General features: G+C 42.6%; 23 protein-coding genes and 1 pseudogene. 17 read left to right on the top strand and 7 right to left on the bottom strand.

The window, feature by feature from the left end:
• Positions 1 to 54 precede the first annotated feature (54 nt).
• On the top strand, positions 55 to 621 hold the full coding sequence (locus KFT32_RS13135) for a TlpA disulfide reductase family protein (RefSeq protein ID WP_211747667.1): 567 nt from the start codon (positions 55 to 57) through the stop codon (positions 619 to 621).
• Between the two features lie 58 nt (positions 622 to 679).
• Here the strand turns inward: KFT32_RS13135 and cimA are convergent, their stop codons facing one another.
• The gene (gene cimA, locus KFT32_RS13130) at positions 680 to 2,299 is read right to left on the bottom strand and encodes a citramalate synthase (protein WP_211747666.1); all 1,620 of its coding nucleotides are present in this window, start codon (positions 2,297 to 2,299) and stop codon (positions 680 to 682) included.
• A 222-nt stretch (positions 2,300 to 2,521) separates the two neighbouring features.
• Here cimA and KFT32_RS13125 point away from each other — a divergent pair, with 222 nt between their 5' ends.
• The 3 genes and pseudogenes from KFT32_RS13125 to KFT32_RS13110 all read left to right on the top strand — a co-directional run.
• On the top strand, positions 2,522 to 3,802 hold the full coding sequence (locus tag KFT32_RS13125) for a DNA polymerase IV (RefSeq protein WP_211747665.1): 1,281 nt from the start codon (positions 2,522 to 2,524) through the stop codon (positions 3,800 to 3,802).
• A gap of 124 nt (positions 3,803 to 3,926) precedes the next feature.
• Positions 3,927 to 4,169 carry a ferredoxin gene (locus KFT32_RS13120; protein WP_211747664.1) on the top strand — a complete coding sequence of 81 codons (243 nt, stop codon included), beginning with the start codon at positions 3,927 to 3,929 and terminating at the stop codon, positions 4,167 to 4,169.
• A gap of 1,245 nt (positions 4,170 to 5,414) precedes the next feature.
• Positions 5,415 to 5,843: pseudogene (locus tag KFT32_RS13110) on the top strand (L,D-transpeptidase); the annotation flags it as partial.
• Here the strand turns inward: KFT32_RS13110 and KFT32_RS13105 are convergent.
• On the bottom strand, positions 5,840 to 5,986 hold the full coding sequence (locus KFT32_RS13105) for a hypothetical protein (protein WP_211747662.1): 147 nt from the start codon (positions 5,984 to 5,986) through the stop codon (positions 5,840 to 5,842). The pseudogene KFT32_RS13110 and the gene KFT32_RS13105 sit on opposite strands and share 4 nt — an antisense overlap.
• 316 nt (positions 5,987 to 6,302) lie before the next feature.
• Between KFT32_RS13105 and KFT32_RS13100 the strand changes: the two genes are divergently transcribed.
• From KFT32_RS13100 to KFT32_RS13090, 3 genes are read left to right on the top strand one after another with little or no spacing between them, the layout of a single operon-like run.
• A complete protein-coding gene (locus KFT32_RS13100) occupies positions 6,303 to 7,397 on the top strand; it encodes a quinone-dependent dihydroorotate dehydrogenase (protein WP_211747661.1) in 1,095 nt (364 codons plus the stop codon).
• 59 nt (positions 7,398 to 7,456) lie between these two features.
• Entirely contained in the window at positions 7,457 to 8,269 is an 813-nt protein-coding gene (gene yjbM, locus KFT32_RS13095; RefSeq protein ID WP_211747660.1) for a GTP diphosphokinase, read from the top strand.
• Positions 8,259 to 8,747 carry a DUF309 domain-containing protein gene (locus KFT32_RS13090; protein ID WP_249435861.1) on the top strand — a complete coding sequence of 163 codons (489 nt, stop codon included), beginning with the start codon at positions 8,259 to 8,261 and terminating at the stop codon, positions 8,745 to 8,747. The genes yjbM and KFT32_RS13090 overlap by 11 nt, the downstream gene beginning before the upstream one ends.
• A gap of 82 nt (positions 8,748 to 8,829) precedes the next feature.
• Here the strand turns inward: KFT32_RS13090 and KFT32_RS13085 are convergent, their stop codons facing one another.
• Both KFT32_RS13085 and KFT32_RS13080 read right to left on the bottom strand, forming a co-directional pair.
• Entirely contained in the window at positions 8,830 to 9,318 is a 489-nt protein-coding gene (locus KFT32_RS13085) for a PCYCGC motif-containing (lipo)protein (protein ID WP_211747659.1), read from the bottom strand.
• Positions 9,315 to 9,884, bottom strand: coding sequence for a thioredoxin family protein (locus tag KFT32_RS13080; protein WP_211747658.1), 570 nt, complete (start codon positions 9,882 to 9,884; stop codon positions 9,315 to 9,317). Before KFT32_RS13080 ends, KFT32_RS13085 begins: the two co-directional genes overlap by 4 nt.
• 164 nt (positions 9,885 to 10,048) lie before the next feature.
• Here KFT32_RS13080 and KFT32_RS13075 point away from each other — a divergent pair, with 164 nt between their 5' ends.
• From KFT32_RS13075 to KFT32_RS13055, 5 genes are all read left to right on the top strand, one after another.
• Entirely contained in the window at positions 10,049 to 11,647 is a 1,599-nt protein-coding gene (locus tag KFT32_RS13075; RefSeq protein ID WP_211747657.1) for an RsmF rRNA methyltransferase first C-terminal domain-containing protein, read from the top strand.
• Positions 11,644 to 12,420 carry a pseudouridine synthase gene (locus tag KFT32_RS13070; RefSeq protein ID WP_211747656.1) on the top strand — a complete coding sequence of 259 codons (777 nt, stop codon included), beginning with the start codon at positions 11,644 to 11,646 and terminating at the stop codon, positions 12,418 to 12,420. The genes KFT32_RS13075 and KFT32_RS13070 overlap by 4 nt, the downstream gene beginning before the upstream one ends.
• A gap of 25 nt (positions 12,421 to 12,445) precedes the next feature.
• On the top strand, positions 12,446 to 13,249 hold the full coding sequence (locus tag KFT32_RS13065; protein WP_211747655.1) for a Cof-type HAD-IIB family hydrolase: 804 nt from the start codon (positions 12,446 to 12,448) through the stop codon (positions 13,247 to 13,249).
• Between the two features lie 91 nt (positions 13,250 to 13,340).
• Positions 13,341 to 14,384: a hypothetical protein gene (locus KFT32_RS13060; RefSeq protein WP_211747654.1), complete on the top strand. Its 1,044-nt coding sequence runs from the start codon at positions 13,341 to 13,343 to the stop codon at positions 14,382 to 14,384.
• Between the two features lie 254 nt (positions 14,385 to 14,638).
• Positions 14,639 to 15,763, top strand: coding sequence for a glycosyltransferase family 4 protein (locus tag KFT32_RS13055; protein ID WP_211747653.1), 1,125 nt, complete (start codon positions 14,639 to 14,641; stop codon positions 15,761 to 15,763).
• Positions 15,764 to 15,786: 23 nt separating this feature from the next.
• Here KFT32_RS13055 and KFT32_RS13050 read toward each other — a convergent pair whose 3' ends face one another.
• Complete coding sequence (locus KFT32_RS13050) at positions 15,787 to 16,836, bottom strand: YkvI family membrane protein (RefSeq protein ID WP_211747652.1); 1,050 nt, start codon at positions 16,834 to 16,836, stop codon at positions 15,787 to 15,789.
• 230 nt (positions 16,837 to 17,066) lie between these two features.
• Between KFT32_RS13050 and KFT32_RS13045 the strand changes: the two genes are divergently transcribed.
• The 4 genes from KFT32_RS13045 to KFT32_RS13030 all read left to right on the top strand — a co-directional run bounded on the left by KFT32_RS13045 (position 17,067) and on the right by KFT32_RS13030 (position 18,874).
• Complete coding sequence (locus KFT32_RS13045; protein ID WP_211747651.1) at positions 17,067 to 17,636, top strand: xanthine phosphoribosyltransferase; 570 nt, start codon at positions 17,067 to 17,069, stop codon at positions 17,634 to 17,636.
• Between the two features lie 150 nt (positions 17,637 to 17,786).
• Complete coding sequence (locus KFT32_RS13040) at positions 17,787 to 18,113, top strand: hypothetical protein (RefSeq protein ID WP_211747650.1); 327 nt, start codon at positions 17,787 to 17,789, stop codon at positions 18,111 to 18,113.
• A gap of 113 nt (positions 18,114 to 18,226) precedes the next feature.
• Positions 18,227 to 18,445, top strand: a complete 219-nt coding sequence (locus KFT32_RS13035; protein ID WP_211747649.1) for a hypothetical protein — start codon at positions 18,227 to 18,229, stop codon at positions 18,443 to 18,445.
• Positions 18,446 to 18,544: 99 nt separating this feature from the next.
• Positions 18,545 to 18,874: a carboxymuconolactone decarboxylase family protein gene (locus tag KFT32_RS13030; RefSeq protein WP_211747648.1), complete on the top strand. Its 330-nt coding sequence runs from the start codon at positions 18,545 to 18,547 to the stop codon at positions 18,872 to 18,874.
• Positions 18,875 to 18,971: 97 nt separating this feature from the next.
• Here KFT32_RS13030 and KFT32_RS13025 read toward each other — a convergent pair whose 3' ends face one another.
• Complete coding sequence (locus KFT32_RS13025) at positions 18,972 to 19,340, bottom strand: YhjD family protein (protein WP_211747647.1); 369 nt, start codon at positions 19,338 to 19,340, stop codon at positions 18,972 to 18,974.
• A gap of 184 nt (positions 19,341 to 19,524) precedes the next feature.
• On the opposite strand from KFT32_RS13025, the gene KFT32_RS13020 reads away from it, so the two are divergent.
• Positions 19,525 to 20,400, top strand: a complete 876-nt coding sequence (locus KFT32_RS13020) for a divergent polysaccharide deacetylase family protein (RefSeq protein WP_211747646.1) — start codon at positions 19,525 to 19,527, stop codon at positions 20,398 to 20,400.
• Here the strand turns inward: KFT32_RS13020 and KFT32_RS13015 are convergent.
• Complete coding sequence (locus KFT32_RS13015) at positions 20,375 to 21,085, bottom strand: N-acetylmuramoyl-L-alanine amidase (protein ID WP_211747645.1); 711 nt, start codon at positions 21,083 to 21,085, stop codon at positions 20,375 to 20,377. The two genes, KFT32_RS13020 and KFT32_RS13015, sit on opposite strands and share 26 nt — an antisense overlap.
• Positions 21,086 to 21,203: the final 118 nt, after the last annotated feature.

Here is a 21,203-nt window from a genome sequence, read left to right as displayed (position 1 = left end):
TATCATGAGCAACTCGGGCAACTATATTCTATAACAAGGAAAAGGGACCGGCAAATGAAACGTAACCTGTACATATGGATTGGAATTTTGCTGCTAATCGGTTTTGCTTTTTGGCAAACCAGTGATAAAGAAGGTGGCTTGAATATTCAAAGTGTATTTCAAACAGAGTCACCTATCCCTACGGAAACGGGAGCCAAAGCGGGGCTGCTCGCTCCTTCCTTTCAATTAAAAGGGCTTGGAAATAAAGGAACATTCAAAGTGGGGGGGCCGAGAGAGAAAGCCGTTATGCTTAATTTCTGGGCTTCTTGGTGTGATCCGTGTAAGATGGAGGCTCCTTCCCTCAATAAGCTTGCCAAATCATACAAAGATGATCTGGATATTTACGGAATTAATGTAACAAAGTATGACACAGAGAAGGAAGCGAAAGCTTTTGTGGAAACGTTCAAACTGAAATTTCCCATTATGATGGATGAAGATGGAGCTGTTTATGATTTGTACAAAGGAATGGCATTTCCTACGAATGTTCTTATCGATAAAAATGGTGTGATCCAAGAGATTATTCTCGGTATTCTGACTGAAGAAGAACTGGAGAAGAAAGTGAAAGATCTTGTGAGAAAATAAAAAAACCGGTTACTGATCATAAAATCAGCAGCCGGTTTTTTTTATATAACTGAAGAATTTAATGATTTACCAGCCCTTGTTGAGGCAAAGCATCTGGTTCATTGAACTCCGATGGCTCCTCCTCCAGGAGGGCATAGCGGAAACTGTGTACGAGTGCTTCCCAGCTGGCTTCAATAATATTCTCTGAAACGCCGACGGTGTTCCATGTATTCGCAAAGTTTTTGGATTCAATGAGAACCCGGACTTTGGCAGCTGTCGTATCTTTGTCATCCAGTACTCTTACTTTATAATCGGACAGATGCATATTTTTCAGGGTAGGATAATAAGTGACAAGGGCTTTTCGTAGCGCATTATCCAGTGCATTAACTGGACCGTTACCTTCCGCAGCGGTGTAGTGACTGCGTCCACCAACGCTTAGTTTCACGAAGGCTTCCGAAACAACGGGTTTCCCGGCATTTTTCTCAACCAGCATCTTGAAAGATTCAAACGTGAACAGTTCCTGCATCTCGCCGTTTGCTTCCCGAATGAGAAGTTCCAGTGAGGCATCGGCGCCTTCAAACTGATAGCCTTGATGTTCAAGATCTTTGATCTTATCGATAACATTTCGTGTCTGTTCACTTGTTGGGTCAAATTCAATGCCCATATCTTTGGCTTTCGAAATAATATTGCTTTGGCCTGCAAGCTCGGATACCAGCACCCTTTGTTTATTGCCCACCTGTTCGGGAACGATATGTTCGTAAGTACGTGAATCACGCATAATTGCAGAGACGTGAATGCCTCCCTTATGAGCAAAGGCGGCGTTCCCTACATAGGGCTGATTCACCGGCATGTTGACATTAGCAATCTCGCTGACGTATCTTGCAACATTGGTCAGCTGCCCCAGTTTGTCTTCTTCAACGCATTTGTATCCAAGTTTGAGCTGAAGATTCGGAATAACAGAGCAAAGATTTGCATTACCGCAACGTTCTCCGTAACCATTCATTGTCCCTTGAACTTGTCTCGCTCCAGCAGAGATTGCAGCTAGGGTATTGGCTACGGCAAGTTCACAGTCGTTATGTGTATGAATACCAAAATTCGCATTTGGCAGCTGACTTACGAGAGTGGACACAATCTCATTCACTTCATGCGGCATCGTTCCGCCGTTCGTGTCACACATAACGAGCCAATCAGCACCAGCTTCATATGCCTTTTCCATGACAGAAACAGCATAGGGCGCATTATTTTTATAACCATCAAAAAAGTGTTCCGCATCAAAAATGACTTCCATACCGCTTTGTTTCAAGTAACGAATCGAATCATAAATCATTTCCAAGTTTTCTTCCAGCGTTGTTTGTAGAGCCGTATGTACATGAAAATCCCATGATTTACCTACGAGGGTAGCAGCATCTGCTCCTGATTCAATAATTCGGTTCAGGTTAGTGTCTTGTTCTGCAACACTCCCCTTACGACGTGTACTGCCAAACGCTACAATCTTCGCAGATAATCCTAGTTCCTGAACTCGCTTGAAAAATTCAATGTCTTTCGTATTGCTTCCCGGAATGCCGCCTTCAATATACTGTACACCGAGAAAATCAAGCTTCTTGGCAATGTGTAATTTGTCGTCAACAGATAAACTGATCCCTTCGCCTTGCGTACCATCACGCAGCGTAGTATCGAAGATGGAGATGGACTTAGACATGAATATGTTAATCCCCCTTTGGAAGTCATCCTTAGCTTTATAATTTTACTATTATATCAGTTCTTACCTGGAATGTAAGATGCTATTTTGATAAATTATTCAATATATATTTTTATTACTGAAGTAACGCGTTGTACTTGAGATCATTTTCACGGTAAAATAAAGATTTAAGAGACTTGTTAGTCATCTATTTTTCAAGTAAAAAGTAAAGAAGGAATCCGCATGGAAAACGTAAAGGATTATTATCCTGTGAAGGGACGCGTTATTTTACATGTAGATATGAATGCATTTTATTGCTCAGTTCATGCCGCGGAAGATCCGAAGCAATATGCGGGAAAACCAACGGCGGTAGCCGGCAGCAGTGAAAAGCGAAAAGGAGTTATAGTAACGTGTTCCTATGAAGCGCGTAAACGTGGAATCAGCACGGGAATGGTCGTGAATCAGGGTCTTCGGAAATGTCCTGAATTGATTGTGATTACTCCAGATTTTCATTTGTATCGCAAATACTCCAAGGCATTTATGAAAATTGCCTATGAATATACACCTGAACTTGAGGCGACATCGATTGATGAATGCTATCTGGATATTACCGGTTCAAAGCAATTTGGTACGCCTCTTCAGATCGCCGAAGAAATTCAGAGAAGAATCAATGAAGAGCTGGGGATTCCTTGTTCAGTAGGGGTTGCACCTAACAAGCTGCTTGCTAAGATGGGCTCTGATATGAAAAAACCTAATGGCATTACCGTTCTACGGTTGCGGGATGTAGAGAAGGTGCTGTGGAACAAACCTTGCGGGGAACTGTTTGGGATCGGGCAAAAAACGGCCGACAAATTACGTAAACTGAATATTCTGACTATAGGACAGCTCGCAAAGGCAGATGCACAGATGTTGAAAGAATATTTTGGAGTACTCGGAGCATGGATGAAGCAAGCAGCAAATGGGATCAGTGATTCTCCAGTCCTTGCTAACCGGGAACCCAATAAATCAATAGGGCACACAACTACACTCCCAGAAGATATATCTATCGAATCTGACATTAATCGAGTTCTTCTCAATATTAGTGATCAGGTAGGGCGTCGTTTACGAAGACACGGGATGATGGCAGGTGGAATTCAGATTACGATTCGAACGCCTGATATGAAAACAATAACTCGTTCACATACCCTGCAAGTACCTACTGATCATGACAAGGATATTTATAAAGAAGCTGTAAATCTATTTTACCGTCAATTTGGGGCGGGTAAACCGCTGAGACTGCTTGGGATCACTTTGCAAAATCTCATTCCCAAGAATGAATCTGCCGTACAGTTGGATTTGTTTGATTATCAGGAGCAGCCTAAAAAAGAGTCGCTTATCCAGGTAATGGATGCATTAAGAGACAAATTTGGAGAAAATGCGGTCTTAACCGCAGGGATGTTGGGCGATGATCCATCTGTACTGTTACGTAATTACAAAGCTCGTGGGACATCCTTGCAAAAAGATAATCTTCCGCGGCCGGAATAGTACTTGACAACGGCATATTTACACGTCAAAATGATTTGTATTTGTTATCACTTTGTATTAATATGTTTGTTAGTATAGTTGAACCTACTGTTTGGTGTGTCAAATTATAGGAGGCAGAGAAGAAATGGCTAAATATACTTGGGTAGAAAAAGATACATGCATCGCTTGTGGTGCTTGTGGCGCAACTGCGCCTGATATTTATGATTACGATGATGAAGGTCTAGCAGAAGTAATCTTCAGTGGAGATGCTAACCATGGTAATGTAGAAATTCCAGAAGATCTTCATGACGATATGCAAGATGCTTGCGATGGTTGCCCTACAGATTCCATCAAAGTGGCAGATGCACCGTTTAATATGGAAGGCTAACACTTCATTTTTTATTATGATGCACCTTGGTGCCGAGTATTCGGTGCCAGGGTGTTTTTTTGTTGTCGTAGTAAAAAAACTGCAGGATCGAAAGACCTAGGCAAAACCAGCTATTTAGGCTGGTAATCAAACACCCGATATATAACATAACACTACACTCCGTTTACGGAAGATCGGTGTTGTGGAGGGAGGACTTGTATGCGAATATCGCACGATCTGAAATCTTATGTTCGAAAGTTTCCTGATAATCAGATGGCTTGGTATTTGTTAGGGAAAGAGTACGAAAGGGACGGTCAAAAGGCAAAAGCAAACTACTGTTTTGAACGTTCAGGGGGTGTATATGAGGCTTTCGAACATAGCAAAGCTCCTACTAAGATCTGGATGGAATACAGAGAAAAATGGATGGAGATGGAAGAGGAGAAAAGGAAAAAGAAAAAGAGACGGAAGTCTGTTTTGTTTTTGCTTCTTTGTACTTTGTTGATACTTATCCCTTCTGCAGCTGCTCCGGGTGTGGAAAGAGGTCAGCTCTATTCGGAAGATTGGGAAACAGAAATGAAGGAGACTTCCGGTATAGATTCGGCAGGTGGAGATGGGACAAGTCAGGATCGTGTTGAACAGGTAGCAGACAATAGAGTTAAGTTCATTGCTGCGCCCGTACAGGACGAGAAGATGAAAAATGAAACGACAGGACTTATCATTAATAATGTCCGCTTACAGGAAGGTCACACGGTCATCGTAAATGTACCCAAAAAGGGAGAATATCTATACTGGCAATCACAAGCTGAGCCTGCCTATCGATTGACAAGTAACGGTGAAGGTGGCGTATACAGTGAAAGCTTACTGGATGAATCTTGCAGCTGTATGCCTCCGGATCAAAATCTTTCATTACGTGAGGCTGCAGAGGAATGGGCAGCAAAGCAGGAACTATCCGTCATTCTATTAAGCGCTCTATCTGCATTTAAAGAAACAAATAACAGATTTCCAGAACAGTTTGATGAGCTGGTCCAGCCTTTTCCAAATAATATGGTGGGGGGTTCTTCTGCTCAATTGAAGAAGTTGTTTCCAGAAATGATAACTTTATTGAAACATAAAGAGAGAGACAGATCAGCATCAGCCATTACATATCCAGAAAGTGATTTAGAACAAAAAGATATAGAGGACAGAAATCCTCCTTTACTGAAAAGCTTTGAAGATACGTGGGGTGGACAACCCGTTATGCAATCACCACTTCAAATCATAATTAACAAAAAAACACATCGTTTAATGGTGCTGAGCGGGAATGTCATCCTTCGAAATTATGAAGTCGGGTGAGGGGGCGAAAAAACTCCAGAAGGCAGTTTTGTCATTACAGACAAAGTAGTAAACCCAAATGGAACCTCCACCGGGGAGTTTGGATCGAGGGGGATGCAGTTATCGGATACAGATTACGCTATTCATGGCACGAACAAACCAGATAGTGTCGGCAAAGATGAATCGCTTGGTTGTATTCGTATGAGTCAGGAAGACATAGAAGAATTGTTTGCGCTCATACCTAAGGGAACCAAGGTTATGATTGGAGCGGCTCCTGATACTCCCGAGGATCTATGGGTACCGGAACAAGCCGAGGACAGATTTAAACCGAAACTTGCCCCCGACCAAACCAATCCGGATAAAACGTATCATTGGCTTAATTAAGGGTTAGTTGAATCGCCGATGATGACGAGTACAGCAATCAAAATGATTAGGAGCAGAACACTTAGTGCAGTCCAGAATAAGGCCTTCCGGTTTACTTCCTCTTTCTTTTGCTGTAAGCTTGGTTTTTTTCGTTTTTGGGACATGGAATGGTGGCTCCTTTCACGGCAAAAGATAGATAATATCATAAGCTTTCTCTATTGTATTCAATCTGGAAAAAATTTTCAAAGGATAATATCTATCTATAGTTTACCCAAAGGGAAGAGGCTTAGGCCGCTATCCCTTTTCTTTTGTTACAAAAAACGCTAAACTGGAGAGTAGAGGGGATGCTGGTGATATCAAAAAGTATGCTAACTTCATACTACATATAGTACACTTGTTTATAATGGTGCTACATGTTGCGGTATTATTTTGATACACTTGTAAGCACCCATAACAGAATATGTAAACGGAGTGGATGATTTGCTGTATCGTAATTTTGGAAAACCTTTTTTCTTCGCAATGGACGCTGAAAAAGCACACCATCTTGTTATTGGCGGGCTTAATAAAGCTGGCCGAGTACCGGGAGGAGCAAATTTGCTACGGTCCATGTATCGTGTACGTGAAACAGCAGATCTTGCTACCGATTTATTCGGACTCCATTTTCCTTCACCTGTAGGTCTTGCAGCAGGTCTAGATAAGAACGGAGAAGCCGTTGCTGGGTTTTCTTCCATTGGATTTGGATTTATGGAAGTGGGAACGGTAACACCAGAAGCACAACCAGGGAACGACAAGCCAAGGTTGTTCAGACTTCCGCAAGATGAAGCGCTAGTCAACCGCATGGGTTTTAATAACCAGGGTGCGGCAGCAATGGCAACCAAATTATCTGCACTAAAAGATAGACCGATTCCAATCGGGATTAATATCGGTAAGAACAAGGTTACCGCGAATGAGGATGCGCCTTTAGATTACCGTAAGTGTATCCAAATGTTGTACCCTTATGCTGATTTTTTTGTTGTAAACATTAGTTCTCCAAATACTCCGGATCTGAGAAGTTTGCAGCACGGTAGCGAGCTTAGCGAGTTGCTCGCGGCAGTTATGGATCAGATGAAGAAAGAATCTCAGAAATCAGGCGCTTCGAAGCCTGTTCTGGTGAAGATTGCACCGGATGTAACTGAGGTTGAACTGAAGTATATGGTGGATACAATATCAAAAAGTGGTGTTTCGGGCATCATAGCTACAAATACGACAATAAGCCGAGAAGGACTCACTCATGAAAATGCCAAAGAAACGGGTGGCCTGAGTGGTAAACCACTTCGCGATCGTTCGACTGAGATTATTAGTCAAATCTATCGTCAAACGGGTGGGAAACTCCCCATTATCGGTTCGGGGGGCATTTTTACAAGTAAAGATGCTTACGACAAGATTAAAGCTGGGGCAAGCCTGGTTGAAATTTATACAGCACTTATATATGAAGGACCTGAGATCAATCAGCGTCTTCATGCGGGTCTTCGGGAATTGCTCCGCAAGGATGGATATCGTCACATATCCGAGGCGGTTGGAGCAGACCATAGGTAGAAGGCTATCAATGTAACTACTAAGATCTAGGTATGAGCATAAGACAGGAGGCATATGCAATGGACGGAAGAGACTGGGGGACTTTTTTGCTTCCTTACGAACAGGCCGTAGAGGAACTTAAGGTTAAGTTTAAAACAATGCGGGCAGAACTCAAAAAACGTGAAGAATATGCACCTATCGAATTCGTAACTGGTCGAGTCAAGAAGATTTCAAGTATCTTGGATAAAGCCAAACGACTCTCTGTTCCAATGAGCGAAATCGAAACAGGGATTGAGGATATCGCAGGTATTCGGATCATGTGTCAATTTGTTGAAGATATTCGTAGGGTAGCTGAATATATTCGGGAACGGAAGGACTTGAAAGTTCTTTATGAAAAGGACTATATAACCAATTTCAAGGAGAGCGGATATCGCAGTTTTCACATGATTATTGAATATCCTGTCCAGACAGCTCTCGGTCAAAAGCATGTACTTGCCGAAATCCAAATTCGAACGCTAGCTATGAATTTCTGGGCTACGATCGAACATTCTTTAAACTACAAGTTTAGAGACAGTCTGCCTGATATTGTGAGAGAACGACTCAAAAAAACTTCAGAAGCTGCGTTTATTCTAGATAATGAAATGTCAGCGATTCGACTAGAAATTCTTGACGCGCAAAAAACGTTCGAAGATGAATCAAATGTCATCTCCAAAACACTTGCCATCATCCATCAGCTGTACTTCTATCACCTCGTGGACGAAGCGATTGATGCTCAACAGAAATTTAATGCTTATTGGCAAGTTCACGATATCGAAGCGATCAAGCATTTATCTGGTGAAGTTAAGAACCTGCTTGAAAAAGCAAGGAAGAGCAGCAAGACTGATGAGCATTAAATACGAACCCCTTTATGTCGATTATTTAGTTTATTTTAACCGGGATCGTGATTATTTTGAGTGTCATGAAGTGCTCGAGGAGTTATGGCTTGCACTGGATCGTGAGCCTGTATATAAAGGGCTGTTACAAGTAGCGGTAGGGATGTATCATTTTCGAAACCAGAATATTCGCGGCGCCCAGCTGATGCTTAGCAGCGCCGTTCAAATTCTTGAACCGTATCCTGATCAAATACTCGGCATTGAACTTGGACTTCTTCTCACTTCTTGTCATGATGCGCTCGAGAAACTGCATTCAGATCAGTCTCCAGTGCCTTATCACGATTTTACAATTGTAATTACGGACGAGGAGCTTGAAGAAGCTGTATTTCAGAGGTCCAAAGAAATAAAGCCGAATATACCTCAGCGGAGAAGTCCGACGCGTGGAAAAGTTTACGAGGAACGAATGAAAGCACTGGGTCAGAACTCATCTTCATCCTAATCATAAAAAAACCCCCCGACTCTTTCACTGACATGGTGAAAGAGTCGGGGTTTTATTTGGTTCTCTTATTGTTTTGTTACTATTAACCTGGATGTACTTCGCTGGAAGAAGGAGCACCTTCGGGTGCGTATTTGTCATCGATAAACGTCTGAATTTCCTCAATTGATTTACCTTCGGACTTCATTTGTACCGTGTCTCTAAGTTCTTCCAGGCAAATACCGCACTGGGCTCCGTGATCGGTCCAAGTCACTTCATTGTTCTCCTCAGAGGCGATGAAGCAACGATAAAGGGAATCATGGGGGGAATCGTAATCCATACATCCACAGTAGCAGTTGAGCATTTTCATCTCTTCTTTTACCTGACCCACAAGTGCGTAGGTTGCCTGCGTATTATCTGTGTACTTTGCCAGAAAGTCAGGCATTTCTGTAAAAGAGGCACTGGCCTCATACTGTTCGTTCTCTTTGCCATGCATGGTGTGGTCGTGTCCAGCTTCTTTTTGCCCACAGGCACTGAGTGCTAGGCTACCGATGACAAGACCGGCGAAGAGGGTTCCATACCATTTTGTTTTCACTCGGCAGCATCTCCTTTATGTTTCGTAAAGAATGCTTTGATATCATCAACGGTATAACCGTTATTCGCGCCTTCTTCTTGGATACCGCCAACAAGACGTTCTTTCTCTACCCCTTTTTCAAAATAAACGAGCGTTGGTGTAAACTCAATATTGTAATCTCTCCAGCCACTATCGAATTCTCTTAAGTTAAACTGAGGAAGATCTACACCCAGTTCTTCTGCGAGCGGCATAAGTTTTGGTGTGGTGGCACGGCAGTGCGGACAATCAGAAGCAAAAAAGTATACAAAGAAATCTTCTTTGTTCTCAATTTTACTACCCAGTTCTTCTGGCAGAATGATATTCTGATAATTCGGGTCATCTAAAATTTCGAGCGTTGCAGCGTTCAGCTTCGACTGTGGAAGTCCGTACACTTCATTAATGTTGTTATTATTTACGACATTCATGGTAACTAGTGCGCCTATAAGAATGACAAATGCAGCAATAAAGGCAATAATAGCTGTGTTCGATTTTTTATTCTTCTTTGCGGTATAGCCTGTCTTTGCTTTGGTTTGTGTTTTTGAACTCATTGTTCATCCCCCGTCGACATGATAAATTATGGAACAAGCTTCAGATGCCCTTCATTATACAACATTACGTCTTGTAGTGAAACAGGCAATGCGGGGATAAATTTTTGATATATAAGGTATAGATTGCATCAGATTTTAAATTACAGAACAGGATGATCGTACTTATGGCGTTACAACTGCCTTTACGCTTTACGGAGCGCATGCAAACGATGCTTGCTGAGCAATATGAACAATTTGTGAAGTCTTATGAAGACTTACCACGCAGCGGTATTCGAATTAATACGTTGAAAATAGATCCGGCGTCGTTTATGAATATCACTCCATTTGAATTAAAACCGATTCAGTGGTGTGAAACGGGGTACTACGTTCCGTACGGGACGAAACCCGGCCTTCACCCTTATTATCACGCTGGGCTTTATTATATCCAAGAGCCAAGCGCAATGGCTCCTGCTGAACTGATAGATATTCAGCCAGGGGATTATGTGCTGGATCTATGCGCAGCTCCAGGCGGGAAATCAACGCAGATGGCATCGAAGCTTCAAGGAAAAGGGGTGCTGGTGACGAATGATATCAGTACGGAACGAACCAAGGCGCTAGCCAAAAATATAGAGATGTACGGTGTTCGGAATGCGGTTGTACTGAATGAACATCCGGATCATATTGCCGAGGCGTTCCCGCACTATTTTGATAAAATATTAATCGACGCTCCCTGTTCAGGAGAAGGAATGTTCCGTAAAGATGAGGACATGGCCAGACAGTGGGAACACCATTCGATTGAGCGATGTGTACGAATGCAGCGTGATATTCTGAGTACAGCAGCAAGTTTACTCGCACCAGGTGGGCGAATTGTGTATTCGACCTGTACTTTCGCTCCAGAAGAGAATGAAGCTATGATTGGTGAATTTTTAAAGAACCATGAGGACTTTCATGTGCTTGCACTCCCGGAAGGGAAAGGTTTTGCAGGTGGGCATCCAGAATGGATCAAGCGTATGGTGAGGGAACATGAATTAGTTGACCTATCGATTGATACTTTTGAAGATGAAGCTGAAATTCAGAAGCAGCTCAAAAAGACCGGAAGGTTGTGGCCGCATCTGATCGAAGGGGAGGGTCACTTTATCGCTGTGCTGGAGCATAAAGGGATTGCTCAAAAAAGAGAAATCGGTTCTTCTCATGAAGAAGCCCACCTATCTGTTACAGTTCCAAAAGGTGGAAGGAAGGGCCGCGAGGAACAGCATGCGCTCAAAAAGCAGGGAAAAGGAAAAAGGTCGAAAGCAGGTAAGGCTGAAGGATCGAAAATGTCACGAGAGACAGTATCTGTGGATCCTAGCCTTGTTTTTGAACAGTTCACTCGTGATCATTTGAATATAGCGCTACCAGGTACAACTGTTTATTATGGTGATAAAGTATATCAGTCCCCAATTGATCCGGCCAGGCTGAAAGGACTAAGGGTCATACGGGCAGGGTGGTTTATGGGTTCCGTGAAAAACGGACGATTCGCTCCTTCTCAGGCACTTGCTTCAGCACTGTTCCCCGAAGAAGTCAAACGAATTGTACATCTTCACACGGAAAGTGGAGAGGCGGTACGTTACTTAAAAGGAGAAACCATTGCATTAGAGGAATCTCTTCTTCTCAAACAAAATACGGATTCGACAAAAGGTTTTACGCTTGTATGTATTGACGGCTACTCGGCCGGTTGGGCAAAATGGCAAGAAGGGCGTTTGAAAAATGAATACCCAGCAGGATGGAGGTGGACTTCTGTATGAGCGGGCAAACGAATCAGAAGAAGTCAGTGAAAAAATTACGTGTAGATAAAATTTTAAGTCATATGGGGTATGGCACTCGTTCTGAAATAAAGAAGGCAGTGAAGAATGGTTATGTTTCAGTGAATGGAAAAGTAATAAAAGACAGTGGAATGCAAGTGGACCCATATCATGATTTAATTGACATAGATGGAGAGACAGTGAAATATAGAGAGTTCATCTATCTGATGCTTCATAAACCGCAAGGTGTGATATCGGCTACTGAGGATACAAGAGAAGAGACAGTAATTGATCTTCTGGATGAAGAATATGCTCTATTTGAGCCTTTTCCGGTAGGACGTCTGGACAAGGATACCGAAGGGTTGCTCCTGCTTACGAATGATGGGCAGCTCTCACACAATTTGTTGTCTCCTAAAAAACATGTTCCTAAGACATACGAAGCGATTGTTGCAGGTGAAATGGGCGCTAAGGAAATAGACGCGTTCAAACAAGGCGTGACGCTGGATGATGGATATACAACAAAGCCAGCAGTCCTTGAGATCACTTCTGTGGAATCATCTGAGGAAGGGAAGACATCACACGTTCTGGTCACGATTCATGAAGGGAAGTTTCATCAGATTAAGCGGATGTTTGAAACCGTAGATTCGAAAGTACTCTACCTGAAGCGCATTTCGATGGGAGCGCTACAGCTAGACCCTTTACTTCCGATTGGATCCTACCGTGAGCTGACCGAAGAGGAATTGCGTATTCTGACAGGATCAGATACGAAAGAATAATAAAGAGATAAAGGATGGATAGGATATGAGTTATAAACTGATTGCACTGGATGTGGATGGAACTCTTTTACATGATAATCATGAATTATCTGCAGCGAATAAAGAAAGTATCAAGGCAGCAGCAAATTCCGGGGTGGAATTTGTTCTTTGTACCGGCAGAGGTCCGGTAAATACGATTCCGCTGATGGAAGAGATGGGACTCGGAGGTTATGTCATTACTCATAATGGGGCAGCTACGGTCGATGTTAAGACACACGAAGTAATAGACCAATTCCCGATGGATGCGGAAGGTCTGCAGCCTTATATTGACTATTGCCGGAAGCATCAGATTCATTTTGATGTGAATACCGCATTTGGCTTGTACGTGGATAAGATAGATGAAATGTCCCTTCAGGTAAGGAGTATGTACGAACAGGTCTTTATTGAACCTTTGGACTTGCCGAACTGGGCTGATTTGCGTGAACCGGTTGTTAAATTTTCAGCGTTTGGTGATCTGGAGACGATGAATGAGCTTGAAAAAGAATGGAATACTTGGAATAGTCCATTTTATATGGTTCGTAGTGGAGACTTCTTCCTCGATTTGATGCACAAGGATGCTTCCAAGGGAGAGGCACTGAAGCGACTAGCTGCCATTCGGGGATTTGCTCAAGAAAAAGTTCTTGCGATGGGTAATTATTTTAACGATATTACGATGTTAACATTTGCAGGCAAAGGAATCGCGATGGATAATTCACCCGCTCAGGTAAAGGCAGCAGCCGATGATGTTACTCTTTCCAACAATGAAAATGGAGTTCATCATGCGCTCGAAAAATTTGTTATTTTGCGTTAAGTAATATTCTTCCTTGTCCTAGGGTACTACTATTGTATATCGGAAACTCTTTTGCAAGAGTTGAATTGGTCTACAGGAGGTTAACAAAAACATGAGCTATCATATTCGGCTTCGGCCTGATTTGCGAACTGCAAATGGAGAAGTACAAGATATTATGATCGAAGATAGGTATGCTGGCACGCTTATTCTTGTCTTCCGTGAAGGCCATCGTCTTGCCGGGAGTGTCCAGCTGGATGCGCAGAGTGTTCCAGAGGATGCGAAGGAAGAGATTATCGCTTATGTGCAGCAGTATTTGCTTCAGTATCGTGATGCTGTGAGTGCTGAACATTTTGATATTTTGTTAACGTGGGGCGAGGTAGAGAGTGTCCTAGGTGATGAAGATGGTTATGATGAAGACCTCATTTCCCCTCAGCAGTCCTCCTTTTCTGATCCGCCATCTGTATTTCTGTATGAAGATGAAGGCGGAGAAATGCAAATTGAGCTCATATCAGCAGGAAGGTCCGTATCTCAGTTCGAGCTACAAAATGAAAAGGGTCACACGATTGCTCATGCCGTGCTGAAGCAGTACGGAACAGATATCCAAGGAGAAGTAAACTGGCTGAAGGAACCTCTAGAAGAGGAGCTGGATTCGGCGGAAGAGCTGTTAGTCGCTGAGGTAGATGATCAGGAGATAGATACCATCACGATCGAGATGAAATATAAAGATAACATGATTACCGTCCTTGAGCTTGTTCGACAGGATGATGTTTCTACCTCGCAAGTAGAGGATATAGGACCTGACTGGGATGAAGACGGGATGGAGCTTATATCTTCCATGAGTCACGAGGAGGAGGAAGCCGATGAGGCTTGTTATGTGACGCTTATTCGCCATGATCGTGAAATTGTGTCTTATGATTTGTTTCTGCAAGAACATGGAGGACTCCCAGTTGGTGCCGCTACGGTAGATATTAGTGAAGCCGCGGTTTCCGGTTATATTGATTTCTATATCGAACCTTCGGAAGAACAGCGCCATCAACTTGTGATGGTACTTGCTCGAGAGGTTGAAAAAGAACTCGAAGTAATACAGCTACATATAACGATGTTATACCGTAATGTGGTTATTGATGAAATACTGCTCACTTCAGATACAGATTAAAATGCAGATGAAAAGCAGCTGAACTGTAAAAAATACAATGAGGCGCCTGAACATGGTCTTAGGACTCCTGCTCTTTGGAGAATCTAGACAATGATTGGGTGTCTTTTTGTTATGCAAAGGAGCGGAGAATTTATCTTTTTTAATCTCAATTTTAGTAAAAGAAAGACGTACCTTCTTTACTAATTTACATAAGCTAAGATATCATGATGAAAGACTTGCTTGAAAAGATGACTACTAGAAAGGGGCACTAACTCATGCGATTGCTCCAGGCTTTATTTTTCCCTCCTGAACAGCCAGGGGGTGTATCTTCCATGATTCCTTATATGCAAGAACGTTTCAGCAGCCCGAGATGGGAGATGGAGTTATTCTCCTTACCGAAACGAATTCGGAACAAAGGCATTGAAGAGGTCGTGTTTGATACGTTTGACTGGACTCTCTATCAGGACAGTCCTGTGGTGACTAAATATATACAGACTTTTCGCGATTACTTGTGGTGGGTTAAGCTCCGCATACATAAACCCTATGATCTTATTCATGCTCACCATCCGATTGCTGGGCTAGCTATGAAAAAAGCGTTTCCTGATATCCCCCTCATTCAAACGATTCACTCCAGTTATGAGCGAGAACTTATTCTCAACGGAAAAATAAAGGAGGGAGGGCTTGAACATCAATTTCTGACCTCGCTGTATAAAGAGATGGAGGCCAAAGCGGACTGTCTGCTGACCGTTTCGGAGTCTTTCAAGGACTACATGGCACCTTATGTGAATTGTCCTGAGAAGATCAGTATTATCCCGAATGGCTTTGATGAGAAGAGATTTAAGCCTGTCCCTCATGAGAACGAAGTTCCTCAGCTCGTGACCGTATGTCGTCTCGTTCCCGCGAAAGGAATTGATACACTGCTTAGAGCTTGCTGCGAACTGAAGAAAAAAGGCCACGATTATGTACTTCATATTATCGGTGATGGTCCGATTCGTTCTGAACTTGAGGAATTGGCACAGGACCTAGGAATATATAACGAAACTATTTTCTATGGATATACGCTTCATCCCGAGGAGTTTATGCCGTTTTTTGATATCTTTGTCCTTCCCTCGAGAGCGGAAGCGTTTGGATCCGTATTTGCAGAAGCAGCTCTGAGTTCACTTGCTCTTGTAGGTACGGATGTTGGAGGAATATCTGAGCAGATTGAAGATGGAGTAAACGGATTGTTAGTTCCGGAGAATGATCCGGCTGCTCTGGCTGAAGCACTTGAAAAAGTAATCCTCGACCCATCCTTTCGATACGAGCTCGCCCGTACGGCTAGTGAAAAAGCGAAGACGGAGTATTCCCTTAGTGGTTCTGTGAACTTGCTTAAAAAGCTGTACCTGAAGTATCAAGTATGATCAGGAAATAATTCAGTCATTGTCTATTTCTTGTTGCGCAGAGAACCGAGTGGGCTTTTGATTAGATGAATGACCCAGATGATCGCAAGCATTCCGTAAATAGGGTACAGGATGGATAACAGTGAGCTGAATCCAAACTGGCTTACAAGATAACAAGATAACATGATAAATAGGGTGATCAGCTTTGGTGAGACATGAATGTGCTGTCGCACTTGCAGGGTGATCCCGTATATATCTGCAACAAAGGTACTGAAAATTTCCATGAAGATCAAGCAAATATAAATAATTTGAATGACGGCCCCGAGAGCAAAGGCAATGCTGCCCATTGGAATTTCAAATTGCTGAATTCCAGGCATATAGGCGGACATAGCGAAGTGGGCCGTCATTAGCATGCAGCCAATTCCGATTCCCCCAATCATGCCTCCATACTTGAGTACATTTCTTTCTTTAATTTGACTGCCAAGAGGTACAAGTATAGCTTGTGCCATAGCAAGGTTAAAGGACGTGTATAGGAGTGGTGATAACCAAGTGGCAAACATGCCTCGGTCTGATTCAAGGCGGATAAAATTAGAGGCCCCTGGATGGTGAAGGGTACTGATCAAGATCATAAGTGACAACATCAACATCAAGGGCACGACGATACTGTTCATTTGTAGAATGGCTTTAATGCCTCTGCCAAGGAGCAAGTACGTACCGATGAGGGTGATAAGCAGTCCTGTCTGATAGGTCAGATGGAGATGTTCTACAAATACAGATCCTGCCCCTGCCAGCATGACGCTGTTTACCCCGATGAGTACAAACAAGGTAAAAAAACTGATCCATTTCCCTGCCTTTTTACCAAAAAGTTGGCTGTTCAAGTCTTCATATGAAGTGGCACCAGTATCATGTGCGATCAACATCATTTTAGTACCCAGCCATACAAACAAAAGGCAGGATAGACCGATGGTGAGCGTGGCCCATTTACCGTACTCCGTAAAAAACTGCAGGATTTCTTGGCCTGTGGCAAAGCCTGCTCCAACAATGGTGCCAATGTAAGTGAATGCAACTTGTAAGACCTTGAACCCCTGTCTCATGAGTATCCTCCTTGTCCATCTGTATATAAAAGCAATGACCTCCAGTCGTCACAAAAAAAACTACTTGTACAAGGTATGCTCTTGTCCATCTGGACATGACAATGAGTAACAAGAGGAATGTTTAGGGTAGAAATAATAACATATCAATGGAAGAATTGAACTTTCATATTGAAAGCCACCCATAATTTATGATACTTTTACGTCATAGGACGGGCTGGGAGGTCATAACATTGGAAGTATTAAAACAGAGAATAATGGAACAAGGCATTGTAATTTCAGATCAGGTTTTGAAACTGGATGCACTGCTTAATCATCAGATTGATCCTGGACTCACCATGCAGATGGGGCGTGAGTTTGCCGCGAAGTTCAGTGAAGAAGGAGTAACCCGTATCGTGACAGTAGAATCGTCAGGAATCCCTGTCGCCTTTGCTACTGCTGCAGAGATGGGAGTGCCTCTCGTTTTTGCCCGGAGGAAGAAAACATTGCTAGCAGATCCCGATGCATACTGTGAGCGCGTTCCTTCTTTTACGAAAGGGATTGTCACTGATATTATGGTCTCGCGTGAATTTATTGGTCCTGAGGATCGGATTCTTTTTATCGATGATATTATTGCTAATGGAGATGCTGCAAAAGGAGTAATAAAAATTATCGAACGTTCTGGAGCGGAGCTTGTCGGATTTGGCGTTGTCGTTGAAAAATGTTTTCAATCCGGTGCCAGCACCCTTCGTGAACAAGGGATTCGAGTAGAGTCACTTGCAAAAATCAAATCCCTGTCGGACGGTAAGGTTCATTTTGCTTAAAGAATAATATGATCCATTGTTATCAGAATTTTTGTGAGGCGAGCATTTCCTAATTCTTCTTTTTTTAACAGCCTAATTTTGTTTAATGCCTTTGCATCGTGTTTATTATGGCTTATAATAAAGAAAGGTTAGGGAGAGGAGGCAACACCCATGGGTAAAGAACCAAACGAACAGTATTTCCTTGAAAAGTTAGCGCAGTCCAAAGTTCACTTTGAACGTGCCCTTGATTGTAAGCATACGGAGTTTGATGACCTTTATCCCTATATGCTTGAGCATCCGCAGTTCTTCTGGTATAAAAGGTATGTTGCTTGGTCTGAACTTCTGACTATTGTGAACCTGTGTGAAGAATTGTCCTTCTCTTGGAGAGAAGAATTTACACCTCACCAGGTCGAATATGTTGAACAACGCGTGATGTCGGCGAAGGTGCTTGATTTCTGGTTCGAAAAGAACGACAGTAAAGAGCATGCTTCACGTTAAGTATTTTTTAATAACACGATGATCAGCCTAAGACCTAAATGCATGCATTTAGGTCTTTTTTTGTATCTTATAATGGACAAGTCAGTCTTGCCTACAGTCAGGAGGGATATATAGTGATAACAGATGAACAATTAAATGAGCTTCGTGAGTCGGGTGAGCGTGTCCGTATTGTTAGGGATGATCTGGAGGTTAATGATGTCATTGGCATCATTGTAGCTTGGAGTGATGAGCAGATCATGGTAAGACGGCGTAATCGGCGAATTGTTAAACTGGACCGTAATTACCTTATTCAGCTTCATAGTGAACCAAGAATTAGCCCTTCAGAAATGTAACACTACCATAAATTAATTCATGTGTTATCAGCATAGTTCATGCTCAGGTGGAGAAAGTACAATAGATGATTCTTAATCTGCTTTGAGAGGAAGTGCTGCATGACACTGATTGATAATAAAGTCCATGCTTATAAGGACCAAATTGGACAAATGGCAGAAACGATGCCTGATGTATTGAAGGCTTACCACGATTTTACGGGAGAGTGTTTCCGCGAAGGAGAGCTGGACCTCAAGACGAAGCAACTGATTGCTCTTGGAATTGGGTTGTTCTCGAACAATGAGGTATGCACGCTCTATCACGTCCAAGAAGCCCTCTCCAAGGGAGCAACCAAGCAGCAGATTATGGAGACCGTAGCTGTGGCAGCAGCCATTGGAGGCGGCCACGCGCTGTCTCAGGGGGTATCGCGGGTTCAGCAAGCATTACAATAAGATAGGACGAACACCGCCGTTCTGAATCTAGAGTATTTTCTCAAGTAGAGGAGAGAACTCCAGAGAGAGAAGAAGGCGGTGTTTTTGATATATATTCCTATAATTCGGACATCCCTCCTAGGTATATACGCATCCGCTTATATAATTCGTTTTTGTAGTGTGATTCAGGAAGATGAATGTTTACATTTTGTCCTCTGATTATGGCATCAGCCCAAATTCCGTTTTTATCTGATTTGATCCTCGAAATAGATATATCCTTGCGTTGAAACTCCTTCTGTACTTCTGCGAGCAGTAAAGATACTCGTTCCATCCCGCTCTTAAGCACTTCTATATAAAGAATCGGTGTTCTAAGCATAGGGTGATCGTTTATAACCTGCATGTCTCGATGAAAAATGCGAATGGCGAGCATTAATTGTAGATAGCTGCTGATCAGAGTCTGCTCTTCATAAGATGTTTCCGTGTTCATGGGTGACCCTCCTTGATAGGGAACTTATGTTCTTATTCTATGCTGAATTCAATTCTATAATCAATATTTCCTTTGCCATTTCAACTCTAATTTAGTTTTTTATGAAATGCTCACATAATTTCTTGTTATTTCTCAAACAATATGTATATATCTTCAAGAATTTCATATAGAAGGACGGATTGGAATGGCAAATCGGAAACAGAAACGAAGACAACTTAAGAAAAAAGTACTGACTTCTTTTAGATGGGGGAGTCTAGGGCTCATTGCATGGTTGCTTACATTAAGTGTGGCAGTAACAGGTGCTGCAACCTTGTCAGGTGGTTCTCCGGCACATGCAGAGTCTGCCAAAAAGTTTGTTATTATTATTGACGACCTTGGAAATGGGATGAAGGGTACACAAGAAATGCTAAGTATGCCGATCAAATTGAATGTGGCGATTATGCCCTTCTTGCCGACAACGAAGAAGGACGCAGAACTGGCTCATCAGAGAGGACTGGATGTACTTGTTCACATGCCAATGGAACCTCGAAAAGGGAAGAAGGAGTGGTTAGGTCCTGGGGCGATTACAACGGATCTGTCTGATGAAGAAATTCGGAAAAGAGTCAATGCAGCCATAGATGAAGTTCCTTATGCGGTTGCCATGAATAATCACATGGGATCAAAAGTCACTTCAGACCGGCGTATTATGTCCATCGTGCTGGATGTATGTAAAGAGAGAGGTCTCTTTTTTGTGGACAGCAAAACGGATCAACATTCCGTTGTAGCTGAACTCGCAGCAGAAAAAGGGCTTCCGCCCGTTGAGAATGATATTTTTCTGGATGATCAATATTCAATTGGTCATATCTCCCGTCAGATGAAACGTGCAGAAGAGAAACTGGAACAAAAAGATATTTGTGTAATGATTGGTCATGTTGGTGTTCCTGGTCTAATGACAGCGGGTGTAATCAGAGATGCAATTCCCCGATTTACGGGGAAGATCGAAACGATCAGCATCAGTGATATGGTGAAACAAGTATGGAACTGGAATCCAGATCCTACATTACCGACAAATAATAAATAATGCCTGAGCTTATGGCCTCTGCTATTTTTTTCTGGCCAGCGGCGGTGCTAAGCATCTCGCGATCTCCTGAATTACTGATGAAACCGGCCTCTACAATGACGGCTGGTTTTTTCACATAATTGAGCAAGTAAAAAGGTTTACCCCATTCAACTTGGCGATCTGTTTGGTACATGGAGTTTAGCGAGCTTTGAATGGATTCCGCTAGCAGATAGCTTCTTCCTTCCTGTTGATGAAGGACAATCGGGCCATGGGAATGTTCTTTTTTACTCCAGTTTACATGGACACTGACAATCAGATCGGAAGGAATTTCGACACTAAGTTCTTTTCGTTGTGCCAGGTCCTTTAGATGTCTGGAACGACTTTTTAACCAAGTGTTGTCATCGCTGAGTGCATAATCTTCATTTCGATTGAGGACGACGGCATAACCTTTGGATTTTAGCATCATATACATTTTTCTGGAGATGGAGAGGTTTATATCCTTTTCCAGTAAATCATCGGCAGAGGTTCCCCCGTCAATTCCCCCATGACCTGCATCGATAATAATCACCGGATGGCGAAACGCAGCATGAGATACATGTTCATTTTGGTTATGATTCTGTTCAGCAGGCGCTGCACTTGCGATCATCGTCGTATTTAGAAAAATCAATAATACAGAAAACCATAACATAAAGTAACGTTTTGACATTTTGCGTATGCTCCTCTCTTACTGTGAAAAACAAGTCAGTACAAACTCCTTTCCATAGACTGCGCAAATTCGGATGTTTCATTCAAATACAAAATTAAAATGTTTATTTCTATTGGTT

The sequence above is a fragment of the Paenibacillus sp. Marseille-Q4541 genome, from assembly GCF_018310695.1.
Lineage (GTDB): Bacteria > Bacillota > Bacilli > Paenibacillales > Paenibacillaceae > Paenibacillus.
This window is presented reverse-complemented; position numbering and strand designations above follow the sequence as displayed.

Coding starts and splice junctions, on each gene's coding strand:
- cimA (WP_211747666.1), bottom strand. CDS start 2,299: ATGTCTAAGTCCATCTCCATCTTCGATACTACGCTGCGTGATGGTACG.
- KFT32_RS13040 (WP_211747650.1), top strand. CDS start 17,787: ATGGGTAAAGAACCAAACGAACAGTATTTCCTTGAAAAGTTAGCGCAG.
- KFT32_RS13055 (WP_211747653.1), top strand. CDS start 14,639: ATGCGATTGCTCCAGGCTTTATTTTTCCCTCCTGAACAGCCAGGGGGT.
- KFT32_RS13065 (WP_211747655.1), top strand. CDS start 12,446: ATGAGTTATAAACTGATTGCACTGGATGTGGATGGAACTCTTTTACAT.
- yjbM (WP_211747660.1), top strand. CDS start 7,457: ATGGACGGAAGAGACTGGGGGACTTTTTTGCTTCCTTACGAACAGGCC.
- KFT32_RS13080 (WP_211747658.1), bottom strand. CDS start 9,884: ATGAGTTCAAAAACACAAACCAAAGCAAAGACAGGCTATACCGCAAAG.
- KFT32_RS13125 (WP_211747665.1), top strand. CDS start 2,522: ATGGAAAACGTAAAGGATTATTATCCTGTGAAGGGACGCGTTATTTTA.
- KFT32_RS13075 (WP_211747657.1), top strand. CDS start 10,049: ATGGCGTTACAACTGCCTTTACGCTTTACGGAGCGCATGCAAACGATG.
- KFT32_RS13070 (WP_211747656.1), top strand. CDS start 11,644: ATGAGCGGGCAAACGAATCAGAAGAAGTCAGTGAAAAAATTACGTGTA.
- KFT32_RS13015 (WP_211747645.1), bottom strand. CDS start 21,085: ATGTCAAAACGTTACTTTATGTTATGGTTTTCTGTATTATTGATTTTT.
- KFT32_RS13050 (WP_211747652.1), bottom strand. CDS start 16,836: ATGAGACAGGGGTTCAAGGTCTTACAAGTTGCATTCACTTACATTGGC.
- KFT32_RS13030 (WP_211747648.1), top strand. CDS start 18,545: ATGACACTGATTGATAATAAAGTCCATGCTTATAAGGACCAAATTGGA.
- KFT32_RS13020 (WP_211747646.1), top strand. CDS start 19,525: ATGGCAAATCGGAAACAGAAACGAAGACAACTTAAGAAAAAAGTACTG.
- KFT32_RS13135 (WP_211747667.1), top strand. CDS start 55: ATGAAACGTAACCTGTACATATGGATTGGAATTTTGCTGCTAATCGGT.
- KFT32_RS13060 (WP_211747654.1), top strand. CDS start 13,341: ATGAGCTATCATATTCGGCTTCGGCCTGATTTGCGAACTGCAAATGGA.
- KFT32_RS13105 (WP_211747662.1), bottom strand. CDS start 5,986: ATGTCCCAAAAACGAAAAAAACCAAGCTTACAGCAAAAGAAAGAGGAA.
- KFT32_RS13090 (WP_249435861.1), top strand. CDS start 8,259: ATGAGCATTAAATACGAACCCCTTTATGTCGATTATTTAGTTTATTTT.
- KFT32_RS13120 (WP_211747664.1), top strand. CDS start 3,927: ATGGCTAAATATACTTGGGTAGAAAAAGATACATGCATCGCTTGTGGT.
- KFT32_RS13025 (WP_211747647.1), bottom strand. CDS start 19,340: ATGAACACGGAAACATCTTATGAAGAGCAGACTCTGATCAGCAGCTAT.